At 63.2% G+C, this 23777-nt stretch carries 17 protein-coding genes; 11 read left to right on the top strand and 6 right to left on the bottom strand.

Going from position 1 to position 23777, the window contains the following annotated elements; all coding sequences use genetic code 11:
- Positions 1-40: 40 nt before the first annotated feature.
- From AC3B5Q_RS16475 to AC3B5Q_RS16450, 6 genes are all read left to right on the top strand, one after another.
- Positions 41-4462 carry an NEL-type E3 ubiquitin ligase domain-containing protein gene (locus tag AC3B5Q_RS16475; protein ID WP_488392676.1) on the top strand — a complete coding sequence of 1474 codons (4422 nt, stop codon included), beginning with the start codon at positions 41-43 and terminating at the stop codon, positions 4460-4462.
- Positions 4463-4559: 97 nt separating this feature from the next.
- On the top strand, positions 4560-9053 hold the full coding sequence (locus tag AC3B5Q_RS16470; protein ID WP_488392675.1) for an NEL-type E3 ubiquitin ligase domain-containing protein: 4494 nt from the start codon (positions 4560-4562) through the stop codon (positions 9051-9053).
- Positions 9054-9280: 227 nt separating this feature from the next.
- Entirely contained in the window at positions 9281-9823 is a 543-nt protein-coding gene (locus tag AC3B5Q_RS16465; RefSeq protein WP_021782830.1) for a DUF4174 domain-containing protein, read from the top strand.
- A 173-nt stretch (positions 9824-9996) separates the two neighbouring features.
- Positions 9997-10488 carry an HvfA family oxazolone/thioamide-modified RiPP metallophore gene (locus tag AC3B5Q_RS16460; protein ID WP_325948257.1) on the top strand — a complete coding sequence of 164 codons (492 nt, stop codon included), beginning with the start codon at positions 9997-9999 and terminating at the stop codon, positions 10486-10488.
- Between the two features lie 74 nt (positions 10489-10562).
- Positions 10563-11396: an HvfB family MNIO-type RiPP peptide maturase gene (locus AC3B5Q_RS16455; protein WP_274148376.1), complete on the top strand. Its 834-nt coding sequence runs from the start codon at positions 10563-10565 to the stop codon at positions 11394-11396.
- Positions 11389-12084 (top strand): HvfC family RiPP maturation protein, encoded by a 696-nt coding sequence (locus tag AC3B5Q_RS16450; protein WP_319297917.1) that lies wholly within the window; start codon positions 11389-11391, stop codon positions 12082-12084. Before AC3B5Q_RS16455 ends, AC3B5Q_RS16450 begins: the two co-directional genes overlap by 8 nt.
- A 33-nt stretch (positions 12085-12117) precedes the next feature.
- Here AC3B5Q_RS16450 and AC3B5Q_RS16445 read toward each other — a convergent pair whose 3' ends face one another.
- From AC3B5Q_RS16445 to AC3B5Q_RS16430, 4 genes are all read right to left on the bottom strand, one after another.
- Complete coding sequence (locus tag AC3B5Q_RS16445) at positions 12118-12618, bottom strand: HvfX family Cu-binding RiPP maturation protein (protein WP_488392674.1); 501 nt, start codon at positions 12616-12618, stop codon at positions 12118-12120.
- A gap of 14 nt (positions 12619-12632) precedes the next feature.
- Positions 12633-13250, bottom strand: a complete 618-nt coding sequence (locus AC3B5Q_RS16440; protein WP_021782825.1) for a ferric reductase-like transmembrane domain-containing protein — start codon at positions 13248-13250, stop codon at positions 12633-12635.
- Positions 13251-13419: 169 nt separating this feature from the next.
- Entirely contained in the window at positions 13420-14706 is a 1287-nt protein-coding gene (locus AC3B5Q_RS16435; protein ID WP_103444097.1) for a sensor histidine kinase, read from the bottom strand.
- Positions 14703-15443 (bottom strand): response regulator, encoded by a 741-nt coding sequence (locus AC3B5Q_RS16430; RefSeq protein ID WP_003250463.1) that lies wholly within the window; start codon positions 15441-15443, stop codon positions 14703-14705. Before AC3B5Q_RS16430 ends, AC3B5Q_RS16435 begins: the two co-directional genes overlap by 4 nt.
- A gap of 217 nt (positions 15444-15660) precedes the next feature.
- Between AC3B5Q_RS16430 and AC3B5Q_RS16425 the strand changes: the two genes are divergently transcribed.
- Both AC3B5Q_RS16425 and AC3B5Q_RS16420 read left to right on the top strand, forming a co-directional pair.
- Entirely contained in the window at positions 15661-15936 is a 276-nt protein-coding gene (locus AC3B5Q_RS16425; RefSeq protein ID WP_021782823.1) for a DUF2790 domain-containing protein, read from the top strand.
- Positions 15937-15946: 10 nt separating this feature from the next.
- On the top strand, positions 15947-16462 hold the full coding sequence (locus AC3B5Q_RS16420) for a thioredoxin family protein (RefSeq protein ID WP_135192375.1): 516 nt from the start codon (positions 15947-15949) through the stop codon (positions 16460-16462).
- A 113-nt stretch (positions 16463-16575) separates the two neighbouring features.
- Here AC3B5Q_RS16420 and AC3B5Q_RS16415 read toward each other — a convergent pair whose 3' ends face one another.
- Both AC3B5Q_RS16415 and aroQ read right to left on the bottom strand, forming a co-directional pair.
- On the bottom strand, positions 16576-17424 hold the full coding sequence (locus AC3B5Q_RS16415) for a shikimate dehydrogenase (RefSeq protein WP_101196539.1): 849 nt from the start codon (positions 17422-17424) through the stop codon (positions 16576-16578).
- On the bottom strand, positions 17421-17870 hold the full coding sequence (gene aroQ, locus AC3B5Q_RS16410; protein ID WP_021782820.1) for a type II 3-dehydroquinate dehydratase: 450 nt from the start codon (positions 17868-17870) through the stop codon (positions 17421-17423). The genes AC3B5Q_RS16415 and aroQ overlap by 4 nt, the downstream gene beginning before the upstream one ends.
- Positions 17871-18133: 263 nt before the next feature.
- On the opposite strand from aroQ, the gene AC3B5Q_RS16405 reads away from it, so the two are divergent.
- From AC3B5Q_RS16405 to AC3B5Q_RS16395, 3 genes are read left to right on the top strand one after another with little or no spacing between them, the layout of a single operon-like run.
- Positions 18134-19387, top strand: coding sequence for a TolC family protein (locus AC3B5Q_RS16405; RefSeq protein ID WP_021782819.1), 1254 nt, complete (start codon positions 18134-18136; stop codon positions 19385-19387).
- Entirely contained in the window at positions 19380-20594 is a 1215-nt protein-coding gene (locus tag AC3B5Q_RS16400; protein WP_103462701.1) for an efflux RND transporter periplasmic adaptor subunit, read from the top strand. Before AC3B5Q_RS16405 ends, AC3B5Q_RS16400 begins: the two co-directional genes overlap by 8 nt.
- A 16-nt stretch (positions 20595-20610) precedes the next feature.
- Entirely contained in the window at positions 20611-23757 is a 3147-nt protein-coding gene (locus tag AC3B5Q_RS16395) for an efflux RND transporter permease subunit (RefSeq protein ID WP_021782817.1), read from the top strand.
- The last annotated feature ends 20 nt before the right edge of the window (positions 23758-23777 follow it).

The following is a 23777-nucleotide window of genomic DNA, read 5'->3' as shown; positions in this document are numbered from 1 at the left end:
GTCTTCAGACTCGGTCCTCCATGTCGTCGCGGAGGCAGAGATGCAGAACAATAGCAGTCAACCATCGGCTGTGGTCGATACCCTTGCCATGGCACAAGCATGCCAGGATCACTACATTGCACAGCGGCTGCCGGCCTGGATGAAGCGGCTGAGCATGGCCGAATTCACCCTGCTGAGCGAGGCGCTGCCTGAACTGCTGGCCTGCCGCGCAGGCTTGTCGTCAGCGCTGGCGCGGCTACGCAACCTGAATGCATTTACCCAGCCCTTGCTGCAGCAGGCGCTCGGTGCCCACGGTGACCTTGACGCCGATCGCCTGTACTTTCGCCAGTGGTACACCTTTACCTCGCCCACGATCCATTATGTAACCAGTCGGCTTCCGGTTGTTGGCAGCGATTACTACGACATCCCTCTGCTCGAGGCCGCCTTAGGCAATTTCACCGCAGAACAGCAACGCGACCAGCCACAGGGCAATTGCCTGGTCGATGTGCGCGGCGCAAAGCGTAGTGAACTGTCTGCACCGGGCTTCGCCAGGCTGTGTCGAACGCTGGATCTTGGGCAGAAATACCAGGCGCATCTGGATTCGGTACTCCAGCCCGAAGTCAGAGGATTGCTGACACGACGGCAACGCTACAGCATGCTGGTGGATGCCCTGCAAGCCAGGGCTCAGGGCGTATTGAGCGCAGAGGAACTGCAGTGGGTGGTGGCGCTCTGCACCAAGGACACGCTCGGCAAGCTCGAAGGCGCATCGGTTCGCGTGCGACAGTTGGCGGTGTTCGGCTGCCGCTTGCAGCAGATCGTTGTGCTGGACGTGATCGACGCGGGCCTGTTGTTCAACACCAGCAAGCGCGTGTTGGTCTATGTACCGGGTGACCCGCACGGCCCCTGGAGCGTGCGCAGCGACCTGGAAGATTACGCCCGCCGGGTGCTTGGCAAACGCCTGCGCGAAGATGACTACCGGCGTTTTTTCAACCGCTTCGTACGCCGACGCGATAGCCAGAGATTCTTCTCGGCCGTCAGTGAGCGCCTCGATGACGTGCCTGGCTGGGCAACTCGGGACCTCGATGAGCAGACCTTTGCCTATCGCCTGCCACTGTTCGAACACCTTGCTGACGACTGGATTGCGCGGATCAAGGACGATGCTGCGGTCATCGCCCCGCCCGTGGCCTTGCTTGATCGCGAGGTCCAGGCCGAACACGCCCGCCGTTTGCGTGCTGAAGGCTGGACCCTGTTGGGTGTTGCAGGGTTCTTCGTTCCGGGCATCGGCGCGGTGTTGTTGGGGGTGATGGCCTGGGAACTGCTTGAGCAGACGTTCCAGGCTGTAGGGGACTGGCAGGACAACGAACGCAATGCGGCGCTGGCGCACCTGCTGAATGTAGGCAAGGGGCTGCTGGCTGTCGGGGCAACCGTTGCCGTCGTTGCCACGGCCCGGCGCGCCTGGAGCGTGGTGGACAAGCTGGTACCCGCGCAGCTGGAAAACGGTGAGGAAAAACTGTGGAACGCAGACCTCAGCCCCTATCGCTGCGAAAGCCCGCCAGACACGGCGGAGCCGGACATGGAGGGTATGCACCGCCTGGGCGAGCGCCGCTGGATCAGCATGGACGGGCACTGGTATGAGATGACCTGGCACGACCACGATGAACAGTGGCAATTGCTCCCTTATCAGGGCTATGCGCCGCCGCTGCGTCACAATGGGGCCGGTGCCTGGCGGCTGTGGTGCGAACAGCCCGCCGAGTGGGACGACACACGCCAGTTGTTCCGCCGCCTGGGCGGGCCATTCAGCGACCTTGACGATGCGCAGATCGACCGGTCGCTGGCGATCCATGGCCTCGATGATCAGCAACTGCGAGCTTGGCATGTGTATGGCCGACCGCCGGAGGCAGCGTTGGTCGACACCGTCACGCGCGTGCGGCTCGCTGGCAGGATTGGTACGTTGGTCAACCAGTTGCGCGAGGGCGGTGTAACCGCAGACCCGCAACTGCTGCAGCGGGTCATGAGCCTTCCACAGGCGGCCGGCAAGGGCGGGGCAGCGTTGGCCGATGTGGCCTGGGCCGGGCGACGAGAACTGCTACAGGCGATGTACGATGAGCAGAATCCCGACACGGACACTGGCCGCCTCTTACGACAGAATTTTGCCAGCCTGCACCGCTTGGCCGCCGATGAGGTGTTGCGCGATGCCAGCGAGGATGACCTGCAGTTTTTACGTGAGACGGGGCGCGTGCCGTTGCTGGTGGCCGAGGCAGCAAGGTTGCAGGTTGCGCGAATCCGAATGGCGCGGGTGTTTGAGGCGCTGTGCATCGATACGCCGCAAAACCTCGACCTGGCGCGTGTGGTCTTGAATATGCTGGTACATGTGCCGGGGGCTGGTGGGCCGGGGTGGCGGTTGTTCGACGGTGATGCTGGCGAGCCGTTGTTGACGGTCGAGGGATCGGGGCAGACATTTGACGTGCTTCATCGTCATGGGCTGTTCCGCCTGCGTGCCCGAACGCAAACGGATATCGGTGAGACAGGCGAGTTGTTCGAGACCTTGGCCGCAGCCTATGACGACGCCTCGCAAGCGGCCATCGCTCAAGGCCAGCCCTTTGTGCCTGCGCTGCGCCAGGCGCTGACCAACCTGGCTTTCGACCAACGCCAGACTGTGGTGAATCTGCTCAGGCTGGAGCAGCCGAGCGGCTCGTTTCTCGCGCCGCAACGTCTGGCTGATGGCCGGATTGGTTACCCCATGGCGGGCGGCAGGCTCTGGGGGGCGTTAGGGCTAAACAGGCCAAGGGCGCTTCAGGCCCGGTTGCGAGACCTGTATCCGGCCTTTACCGACGAACAGATCGAGCGCTGGTTGGCCTCAAGTGACGCGCAGGCCAGGTTATCTATGCTGGAGCAGCAATATGGGGTGCTCAAGAGGCACTTGACCCAGTGGGCACGCAGTGCCTTGCTGTCACCAGAACTGGCCGCCCGGCGTGAGTTCAGAAAGGGGCTGATCAACTGCTGGCGCTGTCTTGTGCCGGAACTGCAAGGGCAAGCAGCACTGGAGGACGGGCGTTTCATGCTGACCCAGACCATCAGCCGTTTGCGCCAACTGCCGGCCCTGCCCGCGCAAGTAGGCTTTCCCCACGTCTCGATCCTGGCCTTGCGCGCCATGCGCGTGGAGCACGTTCCGGACGAGTTTCTGCGGGCGTTTCCCAACTTGCGCAACCTGGAAATCACCAACTGCCGACTCACGCGTTTGCCATTGCCTCTGATGCTTGTCCAGAGGCTGGAGGTACTCGACTTGTCTGGTAACCAGATCACGCTCGACCAAGGCCAGGCGTTGGTCTTGGCAGATTGCCGGTCCCTGGTGTACCTGAACCTTTCGGACAACCCGTTGCGCAGGGCATTTTCCGTCCAGGCAATGATCGAGCTGAATGCCCTCTACCTGTCGAACACTCAGTTACCCGAGTGCCCCTACGGGCTGATGGACGCGCCAGAACTGCACACCCTGAACCTCAGCGACAACCGTATTTCTGAACTGCCCGAGGGTTTTCATCAGTCGCAGTTGTGGCGTTCGGGCAGGGTCGAGCTTTCCGGCAATCCGCTGGGGGCAGCATATGACGGGGTTTCAACCTGGCATTTGCTTGAGGCCAGTCGCGTGCCTTACCGGTTGCGCATTCTGGATGCGTTGCCTGGCGAACGTCGAGATGAAATGGCGGCACTGTGGGCCCATCTGGAGGCCGAGGAGCAATCGGAAGAGTTTTTCAATACCCTGTCGATGCTGACAGAATCCGGCGCCTTCAGTTTCTCATCGACTGCATCCGCGCTGGCGGCCCGTGTGTTCGACATGCTCCAGGCGATGTCTGAGCATGATGCCCTCAGGCAAGAGCTGTTCGAGCACGCAGCGGCGACCGGTTGCCAGGATAACGCCACCGCGCGTTTCGCCGACCTGGAACTGCGAGTGATGATATGGCGCACGAGGCACAGCGGATCTGCCCGGCCTGAACGGGCCTTGCTGAAGCTCGGTGCCCGGATGTGGCGGTTGGCGGTGCTTGAGCAAATTGCCGCTGAACATGCTTATCGGGTGGGGGCGGGTGCTGAATCGATCGAGTTCGCCTTGGCCTATCGAATCGGCTTGCGCAAGTCTCTGGACTTGCCTGCCCAACCCGATGAAATGCTTTATGCAGGGATCCCTGCCTTGAGTAATCAGGACCTTCTCCTGGCCCGTGAAAGGATCCTGGCGCGACAGACTCGGGAGGGCATTGCTGATTACCTGTCACGCCAGTGGTTCTGGCAGGATTACTTGCGCAAGGCCTCGGCGGTTCGCTTGCAAGTGCCCCAATCCATGCACGCTGAGCTGGAACGGCTGATGGCGCTGGGGAATCGGGACGAGGAAATCGCGCGGCTGCAGATCCGCAATCAGCAACGCGAGCATGCGGTGTTGCTGCAGTTGACGCTGGAGGCGCTGGACCGGAACACGGTGCAGCGTCCGCTCCGCTAGCGGGTTGGCGGTTGTCTGAACGCAGGCATTAGCTATATAGCGCCTGGCGGGGAGCAGGCAACTTAGTCTGGCCTCTTTTCATGAAGAGGCCCCCGCTATGGACACCACTTTGCCGTCAGATGCGCAGGCCGCCATCGACGCTTTCCAGGACGGCATCATCGGCAGGCGCCTGCCACCCTGGTTGCGTCATGCACCTGCTGAGCAACTGCCTGAGATCGGCCGGGCATTGGCAAACAGCCTTCGCTGCTGTGAGCAAGTGAACACGGTGCTGCGAGGTATCGAGGGCATCGACAGTTTCGTCGCATCAGCCCTGGGGAAGGCCCTCGACGAGCGTTATGGGCTTGGCCGTAACCCTTACTCCCTCAGGTTTCTGGAGGGCCGCCGGGAAGCTGTGATCAACAGTCAGCCGGTGGGCGCGCACCTGACGGCCGTGGTCTATGAAGAAAAGCCGCTGCTCGAAGTGGCATTGCGCAACTTCGCGGCCGCCCAGGCACAGGAAGGTGGCCAGCCGCGCGGTAACCGATTGCTGCTTCCACGCCACGGTACGGTCAAACCCCCTACGAGCATCGAGTTTGCCGGACTGTGTCGTGAGCTGGACCTGGGTGAGCGCTATCAACGTCATCTGGATGCCATCCTCACGCCCGCTGGCAGTGCCGAGCGCCTGGTGTCTCAGCTTGTAGATGCCAGGCGCTACACCATGCTTGTGGACGCCTACAAAGCCAGGCAGGAGGGAACGCTGGATGCCAGCGAACTCAATGTGATGGTTGCTGTGTGCGAGAAGGGTGAGCTGCCGCGCTTGGCGGGCGACCTTGTGCAGGCCAGGCAACTGAAGTTGCTGGGCTGCCAGATTGAGCAGGTGACTGTGTTCGTTGTGGTTGAGCAGGGCGTTTTGTTCAACACGACGCGTCGGGTGTTGCTTTACGTGCCTGGGGACCCTTTTTCGCCTTGGCGCGCGTTCGAGAGCCTCGACAAACTGAACCGCGAACTGGGCCGCCGCTTGCGAGACAAGGCCTATCAGCGCTTCTTCAGCCGCTTCGTGCTGCGGCGTGACAGCCAGGCTTTTTTTGCCCAGGTCGCGGAGCGCTTCGATGATCTGCCGAGCTGGGCTTTTCGCGATCTCGAACCGCGTTTGCAGGCTTACCCGCAGCCGTTGTTCATCAGCCTGGCGCAGGCACGTATCCACCAGATCAAGGAAGATGCGGCGATGATCGCGGTCCCTGTGGCCAGGCTGGATCGTGAGGTTCAGCGCCAGCATGACCTGCGCCTTGCCGCCGAAGGATGGGCGCTGCTCAACCTGGCCAGTTTCTTTGTGCCTGGGGTTGGCCTGGCGCTGCTGGCCGTGACGGCCTGCGAACTGCTGGGCGAGGTCTACCATGGCGTCGAGGCCTGGCAGGAAGGCGATCGCCAGGAGGCGCTCGACCATTTGACCCATGTGGCGACAGACCTTGCCGTGCTGGCGACCACGGTCGCCGGGGTGGGTGTGGCTCGACGGGTTTGGGCACGCTCTGCGAAGGTCGATGCCATGGTGCCGGCTCGGCTGGAGGACGGTACTGAGAAACTCTGGCAACAAGACGTGACCCCGTTTCAAAGCCAGGCACCCGTTGCCGCCTCAAGCCCGGACGCCTTGGGTATTCGGCGTCAGGACGGGCGGGCCTGGATCGAAATGGACGGGCATCACTATCGCGTGACCGAGGCAGGTGATGATCAATGGCAGTTGTATCCAGTCGACGGCCACGGGCCGTTGCTGCGCCACAATGGCGCAGGTGCCTGGCGGTTGTGGAGCGAGCAACCGGCTCGGTGGACTGACAGATACCGCATGTTCCGGCGTTTGGGTGAGCCCTTCAATGGGCTGAATGACGAACAGATTGATCAGGTTCTGCTGTTCCATGGCCTTGATGGCGACGATGTGCGGGGCTTGCATGTACACGCCCAGCCTCCGAGCCCCGGGATGATCGACAGTGTGGAGCGGGTCAGGCTTGATCAACGCATCCGCAGCATGATTGGCCGTCTGCGCAGCGGCGAGCCGGTAGAAGATGCAACAGTGCTCGATCACGCTCGGCGCTTGCCAGGCGCGAGTGGCCTGACAGGTCAGGCACTGGCCACGCTGGCATGTACGCAACGCCGAACACTGCTGCAGCACCTTTTCGAAGCCTTGCAGCCCAGCGACACCCCTGGCAGCGCGGCGCTGCGTCGGGTGTTCCCGGGGCTGAGCGCGCGCACTGCGCAAGCACTGGTACAGGCCGCCAGCAGCATTGATCGCACGCGGCTGCTGTCCAGTGGCAGGGTTGCATTGGGGCTGGCCGAGGCGGCAAGGGGCAGTGTGCTGGCGACACGCCAGGCTCGGGTATTTGAAGCGTTGTACCTTGATACCCCGCAGCAAGCAGACCTGGCACGGGTGGCCTTGGGCTTGCTGCGGTATCTACCCGGAGGCGACCAAGGTGTGTGCTGGCGTCTGTACGAAGGTAGCCTGGGCGGGCCGATGCTGGCGAAGACTGAGCAAGGGCCGCGGGCGTTCGATCTGGTACACCTGAACGGCAGGTTTCAACTGCATGGCAGCCAGGGCACGGCGCTGGGTGAGGCAGGTGAGTTGTTCGACGTCATGGCGCCTGCCTATACCGAAGGGCAACGGCAGGCGATGGGGATCGGCGATCCATTCGCGCACAACCTCAGGGTGATGCTGGCGCGCGAAGCGGCACGCCATCGTGATGAGATCTGTCGTTTGCTTGGCGCGGTACGCCCAGGTGCTGTCCGAGGGCCCATGCGCTTGGCCGATGGACGTATTGGCTACCCGCTGGGTGGTGGCGGAGTAGGTGGTTTCGCATCAAGGGGCAGTGCCCTGAGGGCAACGTTGCGTGATCTCTTTCCGTGGTTGAGTGATGAGCAGGTCGAGACCTTCGCCGATGACGCCAGGCGTTCAGGACATCAGATTGAACACGTACTGGCTGACCTTCGCAATGAGTTCGCCATCCTGCGTATGACACTGAATACCTGGGTGGCACGAGGGCAGGGCGATGTCAGGGAAGATCGAGAGGCTTTACGCCAGACGTTGTTCAATTGCTGGCGACGGTCGGTAGGCGTGGGGGAACTGCAAATCAATGCACAGGAAAACCTCCATGTCATGTTCTGCAATTTCAGATCGAGCGGCTTGCCCAACATACCCGCACAGGTCAGCTTCAGAGGTGTGACCAGCCTGTCGCTGCTGCACCTTGACCTTCTGGAGGTGCCCAGCAGCCTACTGCTGGCTTTCCCTAACCTGCAAACCCTCGATCTGGGTGGGAACCTGTTGACACGCCTTCCGCAGCCGTTGCTGCAGATAGCGCAGCTGCGGCATCTGAGCCTGACCAACAACCGGATCGTCCTGAACATTACACAAACCGCCACACTGGCCAGTTGCACGAGCCTGCAGTCTCTCGACCTGTCCCACAACCCCCTGGGGAGCAGGTTCACGTTGGCGGGCTTGGCTGAGTTGCGTTGGCTGAACTTGCGCGACACACAGATCTCGCAGTTTCCACTGGGCGTGTTCGACAATGCTCAGTTGGTATCCGTTGACTTGCGGGATAACCGGATCAGGCACATTCCAGAGGGTTTCTACCAGTTGCCCGTGTGGCAGCGGCGGCGGTTCCGCTTGAATGCGAACCCCTTGGGCGAGGCCCAGACGTTACGCTTGCAGGCTTCGTTGAGTAGCGTCGATCCGGCCCTCGACGAGGAGCAAGTGCTTCTGCGGCTGCAGCACGCGCGTGAAGTATGGGGGGATGCCGTGGCCCCGGAGCATCGCGGCTTGATGCTTGCTGCCTGGGACTCGCTGGATTCAGGGCAGGACGCCGAGCGTTTCTTCCGGGTGCTTCGCCAGTTGTTGCTGTCCGAAGACTTTCGTGTCAACGCGCGTGCACTGGGCAATCGGGTCATGGCGGTATTGCAAGCGATGGCCATTACGCCAGAGCTGCGGCAGAACTTGCTGTCAGTGGCCAATGATGAGTGGGGGTGCCAGGATGGTGCAACCTGGTGCTTGAGCAACCTTGAACTGAACCTGCTGGTTTGGCAGGTTGAGCACGCGGCTCAGGGAGAAAGCGAACGTGCTTTGCTAGACCTGGGCAGACGTTTATGGCGCCAGGATGCAGTCGACATGTTCGCTACCCGATGGGCGCTACAGCATGGCAGGACGCTGGAAGGAAGCGAGGTGGGGCTGGCTTTCAGGGTCGGGCTGAGGGAGCGTCTCGACTTGCCACTGCAGGTGGGAGAAATGAGCTTCCTTGCGATCTCAGGCGTCCTGGATGCGGACCTGGCAGAAGCAGAGGCTGCGGTGCGGGATGCGGAAACGCCGGAAGAGATTGCCCGCTCCATGGTTGACCGTGAATTCTGGCAGGCGCACCTGGAGCGTTCCCATCCTGAGCGATTCGCTGCGGTCGACCTGCCGTTCAGAAGGCAACTCGAAAGGGTGCTTGACGACGAAGCACTGAGCGAAGGGGCCATGATCGACCAGGCGGATGCCATTCGTGATGCGCAGCGCGCTGCACGCAGAGGGCTGATGCTGGATCTGACGATTCAAGCGATGGAAGTGGGACCCAAGGGGCCATCGATCGATGTGCGTTGACATGCGTTCAGGGCAAGGGCTCGGCTGGCCCTGCCACAGCGGCTTTGGGCTATGCTCAATCAAGCTGACAGTAGTTCTACCAGCGCCGTAGTCTTGGCTTCAGGTGGCTCGGAAATCGACAGTTACTTTTGCACACCCCTTTCTGGAATGAAGTGGTTTAGGCTCCCTGTCGGATTTTTCTCCGTGATCTGTAGTCATTGGTATATCGAGACAATAAGGAGATACGCATGCTTGTCCGGTCACTGACCCTCGCAACCTTGCTTGCTGTTGCCGGCCCCCTGTTTGCCGCAGACAGTGATGCGCCTCTAGCCAAGGAACTGGGCAAGACCAGACCATTGGTGGTTATCGCTCCCAGCAGTGCCGACCCGACGTTGCGAGGGCTGAACAAGGCGCTCGAGGACCCGGCCACCCAGGCAGCGTTCAAGGAGCGCAACCTTGTCCTGTACAGCGTCGCCAACATGATGGGCAAGCGAGAGGACAAGAACCTCGAGCAGCAGACCACAATGGCCCTGATTCGGGAGCTGAAGCTGGGTGCGAGCAAGGGTACCAAGGTGATTCTGGTGGGCAAGGACGGTGAGCGGCACATGCTCAAGGACGACGACAGCGGCGAGGCCATCGACCCGCAGGTGATCTTCAAGGCGGTCGATGAACTGCCCGCCAGTGAAAAGGCACTGGCGGCGCCCGAGCCCGTAGCGGCGACCCCGCAAGCCAAGGCCAAGGACAGCAAGCCGGCCAAGCCCGCAGCCCCGCCCAAACCGCTGGAAGACTAAACACGGCTCATGGCCCCAGGGCACCTTGGGGCCCGTTGCCGGGTGGTGTGTATCGCACTGTATCTGCCTGTGCTGCAGACCTACTGCCATACAAAAGCGCGCCTGGCACGATACATCCCCGACAAACCGCAACGGCCTAATGGCTCCACTTTCCAACCCAGTGGAGCTGCATCATGACTCAAGCAAAAAACACCCTCGGCTTGCTCGGCGCCGCCCTGATCGGCAGCATGGCATTGAGCAACAGTGCGTTCGCCGTCGAGCCGCTGGCCCAAGGTTACCAACTGGCTTCGGCCAAAGTGGCCGGCGAGGGCAAGTGCGGTGAAGGCAAGTGCGGCGGCAGCGGCAAGGCTTCCCAAAGCGAAGGCAAGTGCGGTGAGGGTAAATGCGGCGCCGGCGCCAAGGCCGGGGCTGAGGGCAAGTGTGGTGAAGGCAAGTGTGGCGACGCCTCGTTCGCCAAAACCGACAGCAATCACGATGGCAAGGTCTCGCGCGATGAGTTTTTGGCGGTGGCCAAGGACCGTGCCCGTGATTTCGACATGATCGACCGCAACCATGACGGTTTCATCTCCGAGCAGGAAGCGGCGGATCATCTCAAGGCGATTTATCAGGCCAATGGCAAGGCCATGCCTGATGGCTTGTTCAGCCACCTGACCGGCAAGCCCTGACTTTCTACCCCATGAAATGCCACAACGCTCCTCCTGCTGGCCAGGTGGGGCGTTGTGCCTGTTGGAGAGCTTTTATGTTTCCCGCAATGTTGAACATCGGGCTAGGCCTGCGTCGCGGCCTGTTGCCGGAACTGCTGGCCATGGAGGCGGGTGCAGTGGACTTTCTGGAGTGTGCGCCGGAAAACTGGATTGCCGTGGGCGGCGCCTACGGCAAGGGCCTGGCCCAGCTGGCGGAGCGCTTTCCTGTCACCTGTCATGGGTTGTCTTTATCGCTGGGTGGCAGCGCGCCGCTGGACCGCCATTTTCTTGAGCAGACCCGGCAGTTTCTCGACCGATACCAGGTGCGACTGTACAGCGAGCACCTGAGCTATTGCAGTGATGACGGGCACCTGTACGACCTGATGCCCATCCCGTTCACCGATGAAGCCGTACGCCATGTGGCCGCGCGCATACGCCAGGCTCAGGAGCAGCTGGAGCGGCGCATTGCCGTGGAGAACATCAGCTACTATGCCGCGCCGTATCAGGCGATGAGCGAACTCGACTTCATCCGGGCGGTGCTTGATGAAGCTGATTGTGACCTGCTGCTGGACGTCAACAACGTCTATGTCAACGCCTGCAACCATGGTTACGACGCCCGGCAATTTCTTGCAGGCCTGCCCCAGGCGCGCGTGACCGGTATGCACGTTGCCGGGCATTACGATGAAGCGCCGGACCTCAAAGTGGATACCCACGGGGCCGCCGTGAAGGAAGATGTCTGGACACTGTACGCCACCGCTTGTGCGCGCTTCGGCGTACGGCCGACGGTGCTGGAGCGTGATTTCAACTACCCGCCCTTGGCCGAACTGTTGGCCGAGACGGCGCGTATGCGTGCTGTGCAATGCGCTGCCGGAGGGCAAGCAGATGAATGAGACCTTGCGTGCGCAGCAGTATGCCTTGGCCCGTCACCTGCGCGACCCGCAGCGCCATGCCCCGCCGCCCGGCATCGAGGCCCGCCGCCTGAGGGTTTACCGCGAATTGTTCTATGGCGCCATCGAAGGCTTGCTGGCAGGCAGCTTCCCGGTCATGCGCCAGGCGTTGGGCGAGCAGCGCTGGCATGCGCGAGTAGGTGATTTCTACGCCAGTTACCGTTGCCAGACGCCATTGTTTACCGAAATTGCCGAAACGTTCGTCGACTACTTGCAAGGTGTGGCGCTGGACACCCCTTGGCAGCTGGAGCTGGCGCATTATGAGTGGGTCGAGGCGCAGCTGTACCTGAGCGACGCCGAGGACCCGGCGCATGACCCTGATGGTGACCTGCTGGATGGGCAGCCGTTGTTGTCTTGTGTGGCGCGCGTGTTGGCCTATCGTTGGCCGGTGGACAGCATTGGCGTGGACTACCAGCCAACGGCTACCCCGGCGTCGCCAACCTTGCTGCTGGTTTATCGCGATGCCCGGTTGCAGGTGCGCTTTGCCCGGTTGGCCCCTATGGCGTACCGGTTGCTGGTGGAGCAGGGGACTGGAAGAGAGCGGCTGCAGGCATTGGGCGGGGATGTGCAGCAAGGGTTGGCATTGTTGCAGGCATTGCGCGAGCAAGGTGTCATTGTCGGAACCGTTTGAAGGCATTGGGGGCTGCGCAGCAGCCCCCGGTCCTCATCTGCCGAACCGCGTGCCAAGCCAATGATCGAGGCTAAGGCGCCCGGCGCCCTTGAGTAGCAGTGGCAGCAACGCTATCAGGTAGATCAGCGGCAATTTGTAATTGCCGAAGCCCTGGTCGGTAATGGCATAGCCTTGGGCCAGCTCCGCCAGGCCCGACCAGTGCGCCGGCCAGTGCGCCGGCCAGTGCACTGCCGCTATCGCTACAACGGTCACCACCATCAAACCCAGCGATGCCAGCCGGGTACCCAAGCCCAGCAACAGCAGCAGCGGCAGTACCAACTCGGCCCACATCGACAGCTGCCAGTTCAGCTCTGCGGGCAGCAGGTTGAAGGGGAACGGGAAGCTGGACTGCAGGTCGGCGAACCAGTTGCTGCCGTTGAATTTCTCCAGGCCGGATTCGAAAAACTCCCAGGCCAGAAATACCCGTAATGGCAAGTCGGCGCTCCAGCTGCCGATGCGATCAACGGTGGTCAGGGTACGGGTCAAGGTCGTCATGTGCGGTGCTCTCTTCAGGCAAGGGCGCGGGTGCTGCGGCGTTGTTTACGGGCCACTTTGGCGGTGAGCTTGACGGCGATGGCGCTGAACATCAGGGCGAACGCCAGCGGGTACCAGCCCCCCATGGGAATGCGTTTGTAGAAGGACAGGCAGAACACCCCAGCCAGTACCCACATGCCGCTGCTGTGCAGCGCTTGCCAGGCACGGCCGCCCAACAGCCGCATGGGCGCCTTGAACGAGGTGGCGGTGAGCAGCAGCAAGAACAGGTAGCCGACCGTACCGGGCAGGCTGGACGTGAGCGTGCGGCCTGCCCAGAACAGTTCGGGGAACTGCTGGGCGTAGCGATAAATCAGCACGCCATGCACGGTGTGGGAGAACGCGAATGCCAACCCCAGGTAGCGTCGCTCCTGAAGGATGCGGCGGCTTGAGGTGCCAGGCAGCAAGGTCACCAGCGACGAGGCCAGGAACGCCAGCAAGAACAGTGCGAACGAGCTGCGTGCGGTGGCACGAATGGCACTGCGCAAGCCGTCCGGGTCAGGTTGGCTGGCCAGAACCACGGCGCTCATCGCCAGGGTCAGGCCGGCAAGGGCGGCGAACAGCTTCCAGCCGGAGGGCAAGGTGAAGGCTTTCATGAGGGTCTCCCGGGGTGTGGTTGTGTGACCGGGAGTGTCTCGAGGCGGGGTATCTGCAGTGTGTCAGGGGGATGCAGTTGTGTATCTGTTTGTAGAGGCGACCTCGCTTTTTACAGGAGCGGCCCGATCGAGATCCAAGGCCGTTCCTGCCAACGATCGCAGATGCACTTCAGGTGAGTTCGATCTGCGCGCACAATCCGCCCTGTTCGCGGTTGCTCAATGTCAGCCGCCCCCCCATGGCCTGGATCAGCTGGTGGGCAATGGCCAGTCCCAAGCCGGTGCCACCCGTGCTGCGATTGCGTGAACCTTCCACCCGGTAGAACGGCTTGAGCACTTCATCCAGCTCGTCACCGGGTATCCCTGGCCCGTTGTCGAGCACGCGGATGATGGTGGTACTGCCCTCGCAGGACACATGCAGCTCGGCAGCACCTGCAAACTTCAGGGCATTGTCGACCAGGTTCACCAGTACCCGACGCAGCGCATGCGGGCGGGTTTCCAGCAGGGTACCGCTGTTGCCGTGGCGTTCGACCTGGGCGCCGCTGTCCTGGTAGTCGAATACCAGGCTGTCGAGAAAGGCATCAAGGTTGACCCGGCATGTCGCTTCGGTGCTGCTGTCCATGCTGCGGGCATAAGCCACGCCTTCGCGCACCAGGTGTTCCATTTCATCCAGGTCGTTCCAGAACTTGTCCCTTTCGACCCCCTCATCCATCACTTCGACCCGCAACTTCATGCGAGTGATCGGTGTTTGCAGGTCGTGGGAAATGGCCGCCAGCAACTGCATGCGTTCCTTGAGGTGGGCAGCAATGCGCGCCTGCAGGGCGTTAAAGGCCACGGCAGCGTAGCGCACTTCGCGTGGGCCGCTTTCATCCAGTTGCACGCCGGGCTGGTCCGGGTCGAGGTTGTCCACGGCCTGGGCCAGACGGGTTAGCGGGCCGATGGCCAGGCGTACCGCCAGCCAAGTGCACAGCAACAGCACAGCGAGCTGAATCAGCAGCACCACGGGCAACCAACGGGCTACCGGGACCGGTGTTGGCGTTACGTCGATGGTCAGGGGCGCGCCGTCGGCCAGGTTCAGGTGTGCCTGGAAATGCGCATTGGGCCCAGGGATTTCCAGAAAGGTCAGGCGGTAGTCGCTGCCAATGGCCTTGACGATCGACGCGGCGGCCATCGGTGGGTCACTGCTCGGCATCGCTTCGCCGGCCAGGCCCTGGTCGAGGCGATAGCGATAGGTGCGCCGTTCCAGGCGCGGCAGCCAGGCGGCACGTTCGGCTGCGGGCAGGCGATCAAGGATGGCAACCGAGGTCGCCACGTCCTGCTCGAGGTTGCTGAGCATCATCGAGCGGCTGCTGATATAGCGCTCGTAGGCCTGCAGGCCAAACGACAGACCATAGGCCAACACCAGGCCGGTGAAGAAGATCAGTGCCAGGCGCGAGGCCAGGGTGCGTGGCCATTTCATGAGGGGGACTCGAGCAGTTGCACCGGCAGCGAGAACACGTAGCCCTCGCTGCGCACGGTCTTGATGCAGCTGGGCTCGCGGGCATCGTCACCCAGGCGCTGGCGCAGGCGGCTGACCAGCAAGTCGATGGAGCGGTCGAAGATGTCGGCTTCGCGGCCCTGGGTCAGGTTAAGCAGCTGTTCACGGCTGAGCACCCGCTGCGGGTGGTCGAGGAACACCCGCAGCAGGCGGTACTCGGCGCCGCTCAGGGCCACCAGGGTGCCTTCGCTGTCGAGCAGGTGGCGCGCGGTGGTGTCCAGGCGCCATTGACCGAAACCCAGCAGGCGGCTGCTTTCACTGATGGTCAGGTTGGGTGGCAGCATGCGTGTGCGGCGCAGCACGGCGTTGATGCGGGCGAGCAGTTCGCGGGCCGAGAACGGTTTGGTCAGGTAATCGTCGGCGCCCATTTCCAGGCCGATGATGCGGTCGGTTTCGTCATTGCGGGCGGTCAGCATCAGCACCGGCGTGTTGCGGTGCTTGCCGGCGCGCAGCTCGCGGCACAACAGCAGACCGTCGTCGCCGGGCATCATGATGTCGAGCACGATCAGGTCGACGCTGTTGGCTTCGAGAAAGGCGCGCATCTGCCGGCCATCGGCAACGATGCTGGTGCGCAGGCCGTTCTTCTTCAGGTAATTGCCGACCAGTTCGCGGATCTCGCGGTCGTCGTCGACGATCAGGATGTGATCGACGTGTTCCATGCGCTGGGTTCCTGTGCAAAGGGGGTTGGGCGCAGTGTACCGAGCGCGTTCGCCCTTGCCTGCGGGAGTTTGTATTGCAGTGTATCTGGCACGGGCAGAGATACAGCAGGAAGCACATCACAACGCTGGACGACACATGCGCGATACCTGGCAGGCGTGAAATGGCTCTCGACCGGGGAGCAACACTCCCCCCCAATTGTTACTCAGGAGAGATGCCATGAACGTCAAGACTATCGCCAGCGCCAGCCTGTTCGCCGTGCTCAGCTTCGGCGCCATCGCTGCCCAGGCCAGCACTGCCCCGATGCAGGATGGCGGGGTCATGCAGTACCGCTACGGTGAGCCTCTGGATGTGAAGAAAGTGCTGTCGGTTCAGGATGACCAGAGTAACGCCTGTGGCCTGGTGAATACCCGAATGGACTACCTTGACTCCCATGGCCAGCGGCAAAGCGTGCAGTACCGCACCTACGCCACGGGCGGTTGCCATGACAACTGATCGCCGCCGGATGCTCAAGGCAGGCGGTTTTGCGCTGGCGCTGACGGGTCTTGGATTGGCTGGGCACCTGAAGGCCCGCGACAGCTACGGCGCCATGCCGTCGCTGTCCGGCGCCAGCCAGTGGTTGAATTCGGCGCCGCTGGATGCCCCGGGGCTCAAGGGCAAAGTGGTGCTGGTGGACTTCTGGACCTGGGACTGCATCAACTGCCGGCGCAGCCTGCCGCATGTGAATGAGTGGGCGCGGCGCTATGCCGATCAAGGTCTGGTGGTGGTAGGAGTGCACACACCCGAGTACGACTACGAGCATGATGTCGGCACTTTGCGGAGCAAGGTTGCCCGGTTGGGTATCGGGTATCCGGTGGCGGTAGATAACGACTACAAGGTGTGGAATGCCTGGGGCAACCAGTTCTGGCCGGCGCATTACTTTGTCGACCGCAAGGGGCAGGTGCGCCATGTGCACTTTGGCGAGGGGGATTATGGCGGGCAGGAACAGGTGATACAGGCTTTGCTGGATGAAAAAGAGTGATTCTCCTTTACCGGCCACTTCGCGGGCATGCCCCACAGGGAGAGTGCAATCAGTAACGTTTGCGCAGTACCTGTGGGAGCGGGCGTGCCCGCGAAGAAGCCAACACTTTTCTATCAGGTGAAACTGGCAAAGTGTGCCTGCATTCGTGCCGCATCCGCCTGCCGCCCGCTGAACAGCTCGAATGCCTTCACCGCCTGGAACACCGCCATGTTGCTGCCATCCAGCGTGCGGCAGCCCAGTGCCCGGGCCGCGCGCAGCAGTTCGGTCTCCAGCGGGAAGTAGATGATCTCGGCCACCCACAGGCGGGCATGCAGCAATTCCACCGGCAGTGGCGTGCCCGGTAGCTTGGCCATGCCCACCGGCGTGGTGTTGACCAGCCCGTCCGCTTCGGCCAGGGCTGCGGCCAGGTCGGTGCCAAGCACGGCGCGCTCCGCGCCGAAATGGGCGTTCAGGTTGTCCACCAGCGCCTGCGCACGGGCTGAGTCCACTTCGAACAGCACCAGCCGCTCTACCCCTTCACCCAGCAGGGCATGGGCCACGGCCGAGCCAGCGCCACCGGCACCCATCTGTACCACCTGGCGCCGTGCCGCACCGGGAAGGCCACGGCGCAAGCCTTCGGCAAAGCCCAGGCAGTCTGTGTTGTGGCCGACTCGCTTGCCGTCCTTGAGCACCACGGTATTTACCGCGCCGATACCACGGGCCTCGTCGGACAGTTCGTCGAGCAACGGCAGGATCGCCTGCTTGAACGGGTAGGTAATGTTCAGCCCGGTGAAGCCGGTATGTTGCGCGGCTTCGAGCAGGCCGGGCAGGGCGCTGTCGTCCAGTTGCAGCTGGTCGGCGTCGATCAGCCGGTACAAGTAGCGCAGGGCCTGGGCGTCGCCTTCGTGTTCATGCAGGGCCGGCGTACGTGACAGTTGAATGCCGCGGCCGATCAGGCCGGCGAGGATGGCTTGCTGGCTCATGCCGTACGCTCCTGCAGCAACTCGGCGAAGTGGCTCAGCGCCATGCGGTAGCCGTGGCTGCCCAGGCCGCAGATGACACCGACGGCGATGGACGATACGAACGACAAGTGACGGAACGGCTCGCGTTTGTGCACATTGGACAGGTGCACCTCGATCACCGGCAGTTCGCTGGCCACCAGGGCATCGCGGATGGCCACCGAGGTGTGCGTCCAGGCGCCAGGGTTGATCACGATGCCGGCGCAGCGGCCACGGGCAGCGTGGATCCAGTCGATCAGTTCGCCTTCGTGGTTGGTTTGGCGAAACTCGATTTCCAGGCCGTGGGCGTGGGCAGTATCGGCACATCCCTGAGCCAGGTCAGCGAGGGTTTCGTGGCCGTACTGGGCAGGCTCGCGGGTGCCCAGCATGTTCAGGTTGGGGCCGTTGAGCACGAGAATAAGGGGCTTCATGACGGGCATCGCTTTGTTGTTGTTGAATGCACGTAGTTTTGTACTGACTGGTTAGTTCCGTCAATTGGACAAGATCGTCGCACCGGGAAAGTGGGCGATTATCGAACTTCTTGGGCGTTCACCGTCCTGTGCCCAGCAGCACAAGGCTGCGCCTGCAAAGCAACGCAGCGCGTCATTACAAAATTGTAACCTTGCCGCCACCGCCCCGATAACCGGCCCTTTCTACAGTCCCTCGCCAATGCTTCGCCGAGAGGACCTGTGTCGTGCCCATCCCCCGCAAGATCGCCTTGCTCTGTCTGTTGCTGGCCAGTGCCACCGGCGCCCAGGCCAGCCAGGCGCTGAGCCTGCCCCAGGCGCTTGCCGCCGCTTTCGCCCAGAACCCGGAGCTGGCTGCAGCCGGCCGTGAAATTGGCATTGCCGATGGCGAATGGCGCCAAGCCGGGCTGATCCCCAACCCGGAGCTGGCCTGGGAGGTCGAGGACACCCGTCGCGACACCACCACCACCACCGTCACCCTCAGCCAGCCGCTGGAACTGGGCGGAAAGCGTGGCGCACGTCTCGCCGTGGCGGAGGCCGGCCAGGCCATTGCCCTGCTCGACCTGGAGCGCCAGCGCAACGCCCTGCGGGCCGATGTGGTGCAGGCTTTCCACGCTGCCTTGCGTGCGCAGACCGCGCTGGAGCTGGCGCAGCAGTCGCAGGCATTGACTGAACGCGGCCTGCGGGTGGTGCAAGGGCGGGTTACGGCAGGCCAGTCATCACCGGTGGAGGCCACCCGTGCCCAGGTGCAACTGGCCCAGGCCCAGACCGAAGTGCGCCGCGCGAAAACCCAGCGCAGCGTGGCCTACCAGGCCTTGGCCCGGTTGACGGGCAGCCCGATGGCAAGCTTTGAACGGTTACAGGCGGCCAACCTTTCGCCAGGCATCGCGCCGGGTGCCGACACCTTGCTTGAACAGGTCGAACAGACCGTTGAATGGCGCCTGGCCGCTGCCCAGGTCGAGCGCGGCGATGCGTCCCTGGGTTCGGAAAAAGCCCAGCGTTTCCCCAACCTCACCGTCAGCCTTGGCAGCCAGTACAGCCGCGAAGACCGGGAGCGGGTGAACGTGGTTGGCCTGTCCATGCCGTTGCCGCTGTTCGACCGCAACCAGGGCAATGTCCTGGCGGCTGCGCGCCGTGCCGATCAGGCGCGCGACCTGCGCAATGCCGTGGAGCTGCGTCTGCGAAGTGAAACCCGCAGTGCCATCAGCCAGTGGGAGACGGCGATGCAGGACGTTGAAGCCTACGACCGCACCATCCTGCCGGCTGCGCAGCAGGCCGTGGACACCGCCACCCGCGGTTTTGAAATGGGCAAGTTCGCTTTTCTCGATGTACTCGACGCCCAGCGCACGCTGATCGAGGCTCGCGGGCTGTACCTCGAGGCGCTGGCCTCGGCGACCGACGCGCGTGCACACGTGGAGCGGATCTACGGCGATCTTGATGGCCTGAGCAACAAACCCGATAGCAGGAGCAACAATGACTAACCCACGCAAGCTAGCCCTTCTGGCCACTGCCGTTGCGGCCCTTGGCCTCGCTGGCCTGGCCTGGACCGGCACACTCGGCCAGGCGTCCAAGGCTCAAGCCCCCCATGACGACCATGGTCAAGACAGCCACGGCCACGCTGCAGAGCAGGCCGCCGCAGGCCCTGCAGAGGAGGGGCATGGCGAAGAAGAGGGCCAGTTGCACCTGTCTGTCGCGCAGATCGAATCGGCTGGCGTGCAACTGGCTGCCGCTGGCCCCCGTGAGTTGGGCACCGCCATCAGCTTCCCGGGTGAGATCCGCTTTGACGAGGACCGCACCGCACATGTGGTACCCCGCGTGCCGGGTGTGGTCGAAGCGGTGCAAGCCGAGTTGGGCCAGGCGGTCAGGCGCGGCCAGGTACTGGCGGTGATTGCCAGCCAGCAGATCTCCGACCTGCGCAGCGAACAGCAGGCCGCCCAGCGTCGTCTGGAATTGGCGCGGTTGACCTTTCAGCGGGAGCAACAGCTGTGGCAGGAGCGAATCAGCGCCGAGCAGGATTACCTGCAGGCGCGCCAGGCCCTGCAGGAGGCCGAGATCGCTCTGGCCAACGCTCGGCAGAAGGTCGCGGCGGTGGGCCCGGCCGGTGCCGGCAACCGCTATGAACTGCGCGCACCCTTCGATGCGGTCGTCGTGGAAAAGCACCTGACCGTGGGTGAGGTGGTCGACGCGACCAGCAACGCGTTCACCCTGTCCGACCTGAGCCGGGTGTGGGCCACCTTCGCCGTGGCCCCTCGTGACCTGGACAAGGTGGTGACCGGCCGCGATGTCAGGGTCAGTGCGCCGGACCTGGGCGCCGAGGTCCAGGGCAAGGTCAATTACGTCGGCAGCCTGCTCGGCGAGCAGAACCGCGCCGCCACTGTGCGCGCCACACTTGCCAATCCCAATGGCGCCTGGCGCCCCGGGCTGTTCGTCAACGTGGCTGTCAGCGTCGACCGCTTCGAGGCCGCCGTGGCGGTGCCGGAAAGCGCCCTGCAAACCTGGGAGGCGCAGACCGTGGTGTTTGCCCGCACTGCGGAAGGCTTCGAGGCGCGCCCGGTGAAGACTGGCCGCCGCGATGCTGGCCAGGTGGAAATCACCAGCGGCCTGGCCGCCGGTACTCAGGTTGCGGCCGCTGGCAGCTTTGTCCTCAAGTCGGAACTGGGCAAGGGCTCGGCCGAGCACAGCCACTGATCACGGGGACACCTGCATGTTCGAACGCCTGATTCAATTTGCCATCGAGCAGCGCCTGGTGGTGATGCTGGCCGTGGTCCTGATGGCCGCGGTGGGTATCCACAGCTACCAGAAACTGCCGATCGATGCTGTGCCGGACATCACTAACGTCCAGGTGCAGATCAACACCGCCGCCCCCGGCTATTCGCCGCTGGAGACCGAGCAGCGCATCACCTTTGCCATCGAAACCGCCATGGCCGGCCTGCCAGGGCTCAAGCAGACCCGCTCGCTGTCGCGCTCGGGCCTGTCGCAAGTCACGGTCATTTTCGATGATGGCACCGATATCTTCTTCGCCCGCCAACTGGTCAACGAGCGCCTGCAGGTGGCCCGCGAGCAATTGCCTGAGGGCATCGAGGCGAGCATGGGGCCGATCTCCACCGGCCTGGGGGAAATCTTCCTGTGGACGGTGGAAGCCCAGGAGGGGGCGCTCAAGGAAGACGGTACACCTTACACCCCAACCGACCTGCGGGTGATTCAGGACTGGATCATCAAGCCGCAGCTGCGCAATGTGCCGGGTGTGGCCGAGGTCAACAGCATCGGTGGCCATGCCAAGCAATACCTTATTGCACCAGAGCCCAAACGCCTGGCGGCCTACAAGCTCACCCTCAACGACCTGATTGCAGCGCTGGAGCGCAATAACGCCAACATTGGCGCTGGCTATATCGAGCGCAATGGCGAGCAGTTGCTGATTCGCGCGCCTGGCCAGGTGGCCTCGGCCGAAGACATTGCCAACATCGTTATTTCCAGCGTCGACGGCACGCCGATCCGCGTCAGCCATGTCGCCCAGGTTGGCCTTGGCCAAGAGCTGCGCTCGGGGGCAGCCACCGAAAACGGTCGGGAAGTCGTGCTGGGCACGGTGTTCATGCTGATTGGCGAGAACAGTCGCACGGTGTCGCAGGCGGTCGCTGCAAAACTGGTCGAGATCAATCGCAACCTGCCCAAGGGCGTAGTGGCAGTGACGGTGTACGACCGCACCCACCTGGTGGAGAAAGCGATCGCCACGGTGAAGAAGAACCTGATCGAAGGTGCAATCCTGGTGATTGCCGTGCTGTTCCTGTTCCTCGGCAACATCCGTGCTGCGCTGATCACGGCCATGGTTATCCCGCTTTCGATGCTGTTCACCTTTACCGGCATGTTCAGCAACAAGGTCAGTGCCAACCTGATGAGCCTGGGCGCGCTGGACTTCGGCATCATCGTCGACGGCGCGGTGGTGATCGTGGAAAACGCCATCCGTCGCCTGGCCCATGCCCAGCTGCGCCACGGTCGCATGCTGACCCGCGCCGAACGGTTCCATGAGGTGTTTGCCGCCGCCCGCGAAGCACGCCGGCCGCTGATCTATGGGCAGTTGATCATCATGGTGGTGTACCTGCCGATCTTTGCCCTTACCGGGGTCGAGGGCAAGATGTTCCACCCCATGGCCTTCACCGTGGTCATGGCCCTGTTGGGTGCGATGGTCCTCTCGGTCACGTTCGTACCGGCGGCCATTGCCCTGTTCGTCACCGGCAAGGTCAAGGAGGAGGAAGGCCTGGTGATGCGTACGGCACGTCAGCGCTATGCCCCGGTGCTGGCCTGGGTGCTGGGCCGGCGCAAACTGGCGTTTGCTGCTGCCGCCGCCCTGGTGCTGTTGTCCGGCGTGGTGGCCAGCCGCATGGGCAGCGAGTTCATCCCCAGCCTCAGCGAGGGTGACTTCGCCCTGCAGGCCCTGCGAGTGCCGGGCACCAGCCTGTCGCAGTCGGTGGACATGCAGCAGCGCCTGGAGCAGGCGATCATCGCCCAGGTGCCCGAGGTGGAGCGGGTGTTTGCCCGCACCGGCACTGCCGAGATTGCCTCCGACCCGATGCCACCGAACATTTCCGATGCCTACGTGATGCTGCGCCCGCGCGAACAATGGGTTGACCCGGGCAAGCCGCGGGATGAACTGATCGCCCAGGTGCAACGTGCCGCTGCCAGTGTACCGGGCAGCAACTATGAGCTGTCGCAGCCCATTCAGCTGCGCTTCAACGAGCTGATTTCCGGGGTGCGCAGCGATGTGGCGGTGAAGCTGTTCGGAGACGACATGGAGGTGCTCAATCGCACTGCCGCGCAGATCGCCACCAGCCTGCAAGGGGTGCCAGGCGCGTCCGAGGTGAAGGTGGAGCAGACCACGGGCTTGCCGGTACTGACCATCGACATCGACCGTGACAAGGCCGCCCGTCATGGCCTGAATGTGGGCGATGTGCAGGGCGCCATCGCCATTGCCGTGGGTGGCCGCACCGCCGGTACGCTGTATGAGGGCGACCGCCGCTTCGACATGGTCGTGCGCCTGTCGGAAACCTTGCGTACCGATGTCGACGGGCTGGCCAGCCTGCTGATTCCCGTACCGGCCAGTGCTGCTGAGGGGGCCGGGCAAATCGGTTTCATCCCGCTGTCGCAGGTAGCCACGCTGAACCTGCAACTGGGCCCGAATCAGGTGAGCCGCGAGGATGGCAAGCGTGTGGTGGTGGTCAGTGCCAACGTGCGTGGACGCGACCTGGGCTCGTTTGTGCAAGAGGCCGAGCAGGCCCTGATCGACCAGGTGCAGGTGCCACCGGGGTACTGGACGCGTTGGGGAGGCCAGTTCGAGCAGTTGCAGTCGGCGGCCGAGCGCTTGCAGGTGGTGGTACCGGTAGCCTTGCTGCTGGTCATGGCACTGTTGCTGATGATGTTCAACAACCTCAGGGACGGCCTGCTGGTGTTCACCGGCATCCCCTTTGCGCTGACCGGCGGGGTGCTGGCGCTGTGGTCGCGTGATATTCCGCTGTCCATTTCTGCCGGGGTCGGGTTCATTGCATTGTCGGGAGTGGCAGTGCTGAACGGGCTGGTGATGATTGCCTTTATCCGCGGGCTGCGCGAGGAAGGGCGCACGCTGCGGGCGGCGGTCGAGGAGGGTGCGCTGACCCGATTGCGGCCGGTACTGATGACGGCGCTGGTGGCCTCGCTGGGGTTCATTCCGATGGCCTTGGCCACCGGGACCGGTGCGGAGGTGCAACGGCCACTGGCAACGGTGGTGATTGGCGGGATCTTGTCCTCTACAGCGCTGACGTTGCTGGTGTTGCCGGCGTTGTATCAGTGGGCGTATCGGCGGGAAGAGCAGCAGGAAGGCTGAGCAGTCGGGGCTGCAAGGCA

The sequence above is a fragment of the Pseudomonas sp. D5(2026) genome, assembly GCF_057766845.1.
This window is presented reverse-complemented; position numbering and strand designations above follow the sequence as displayed.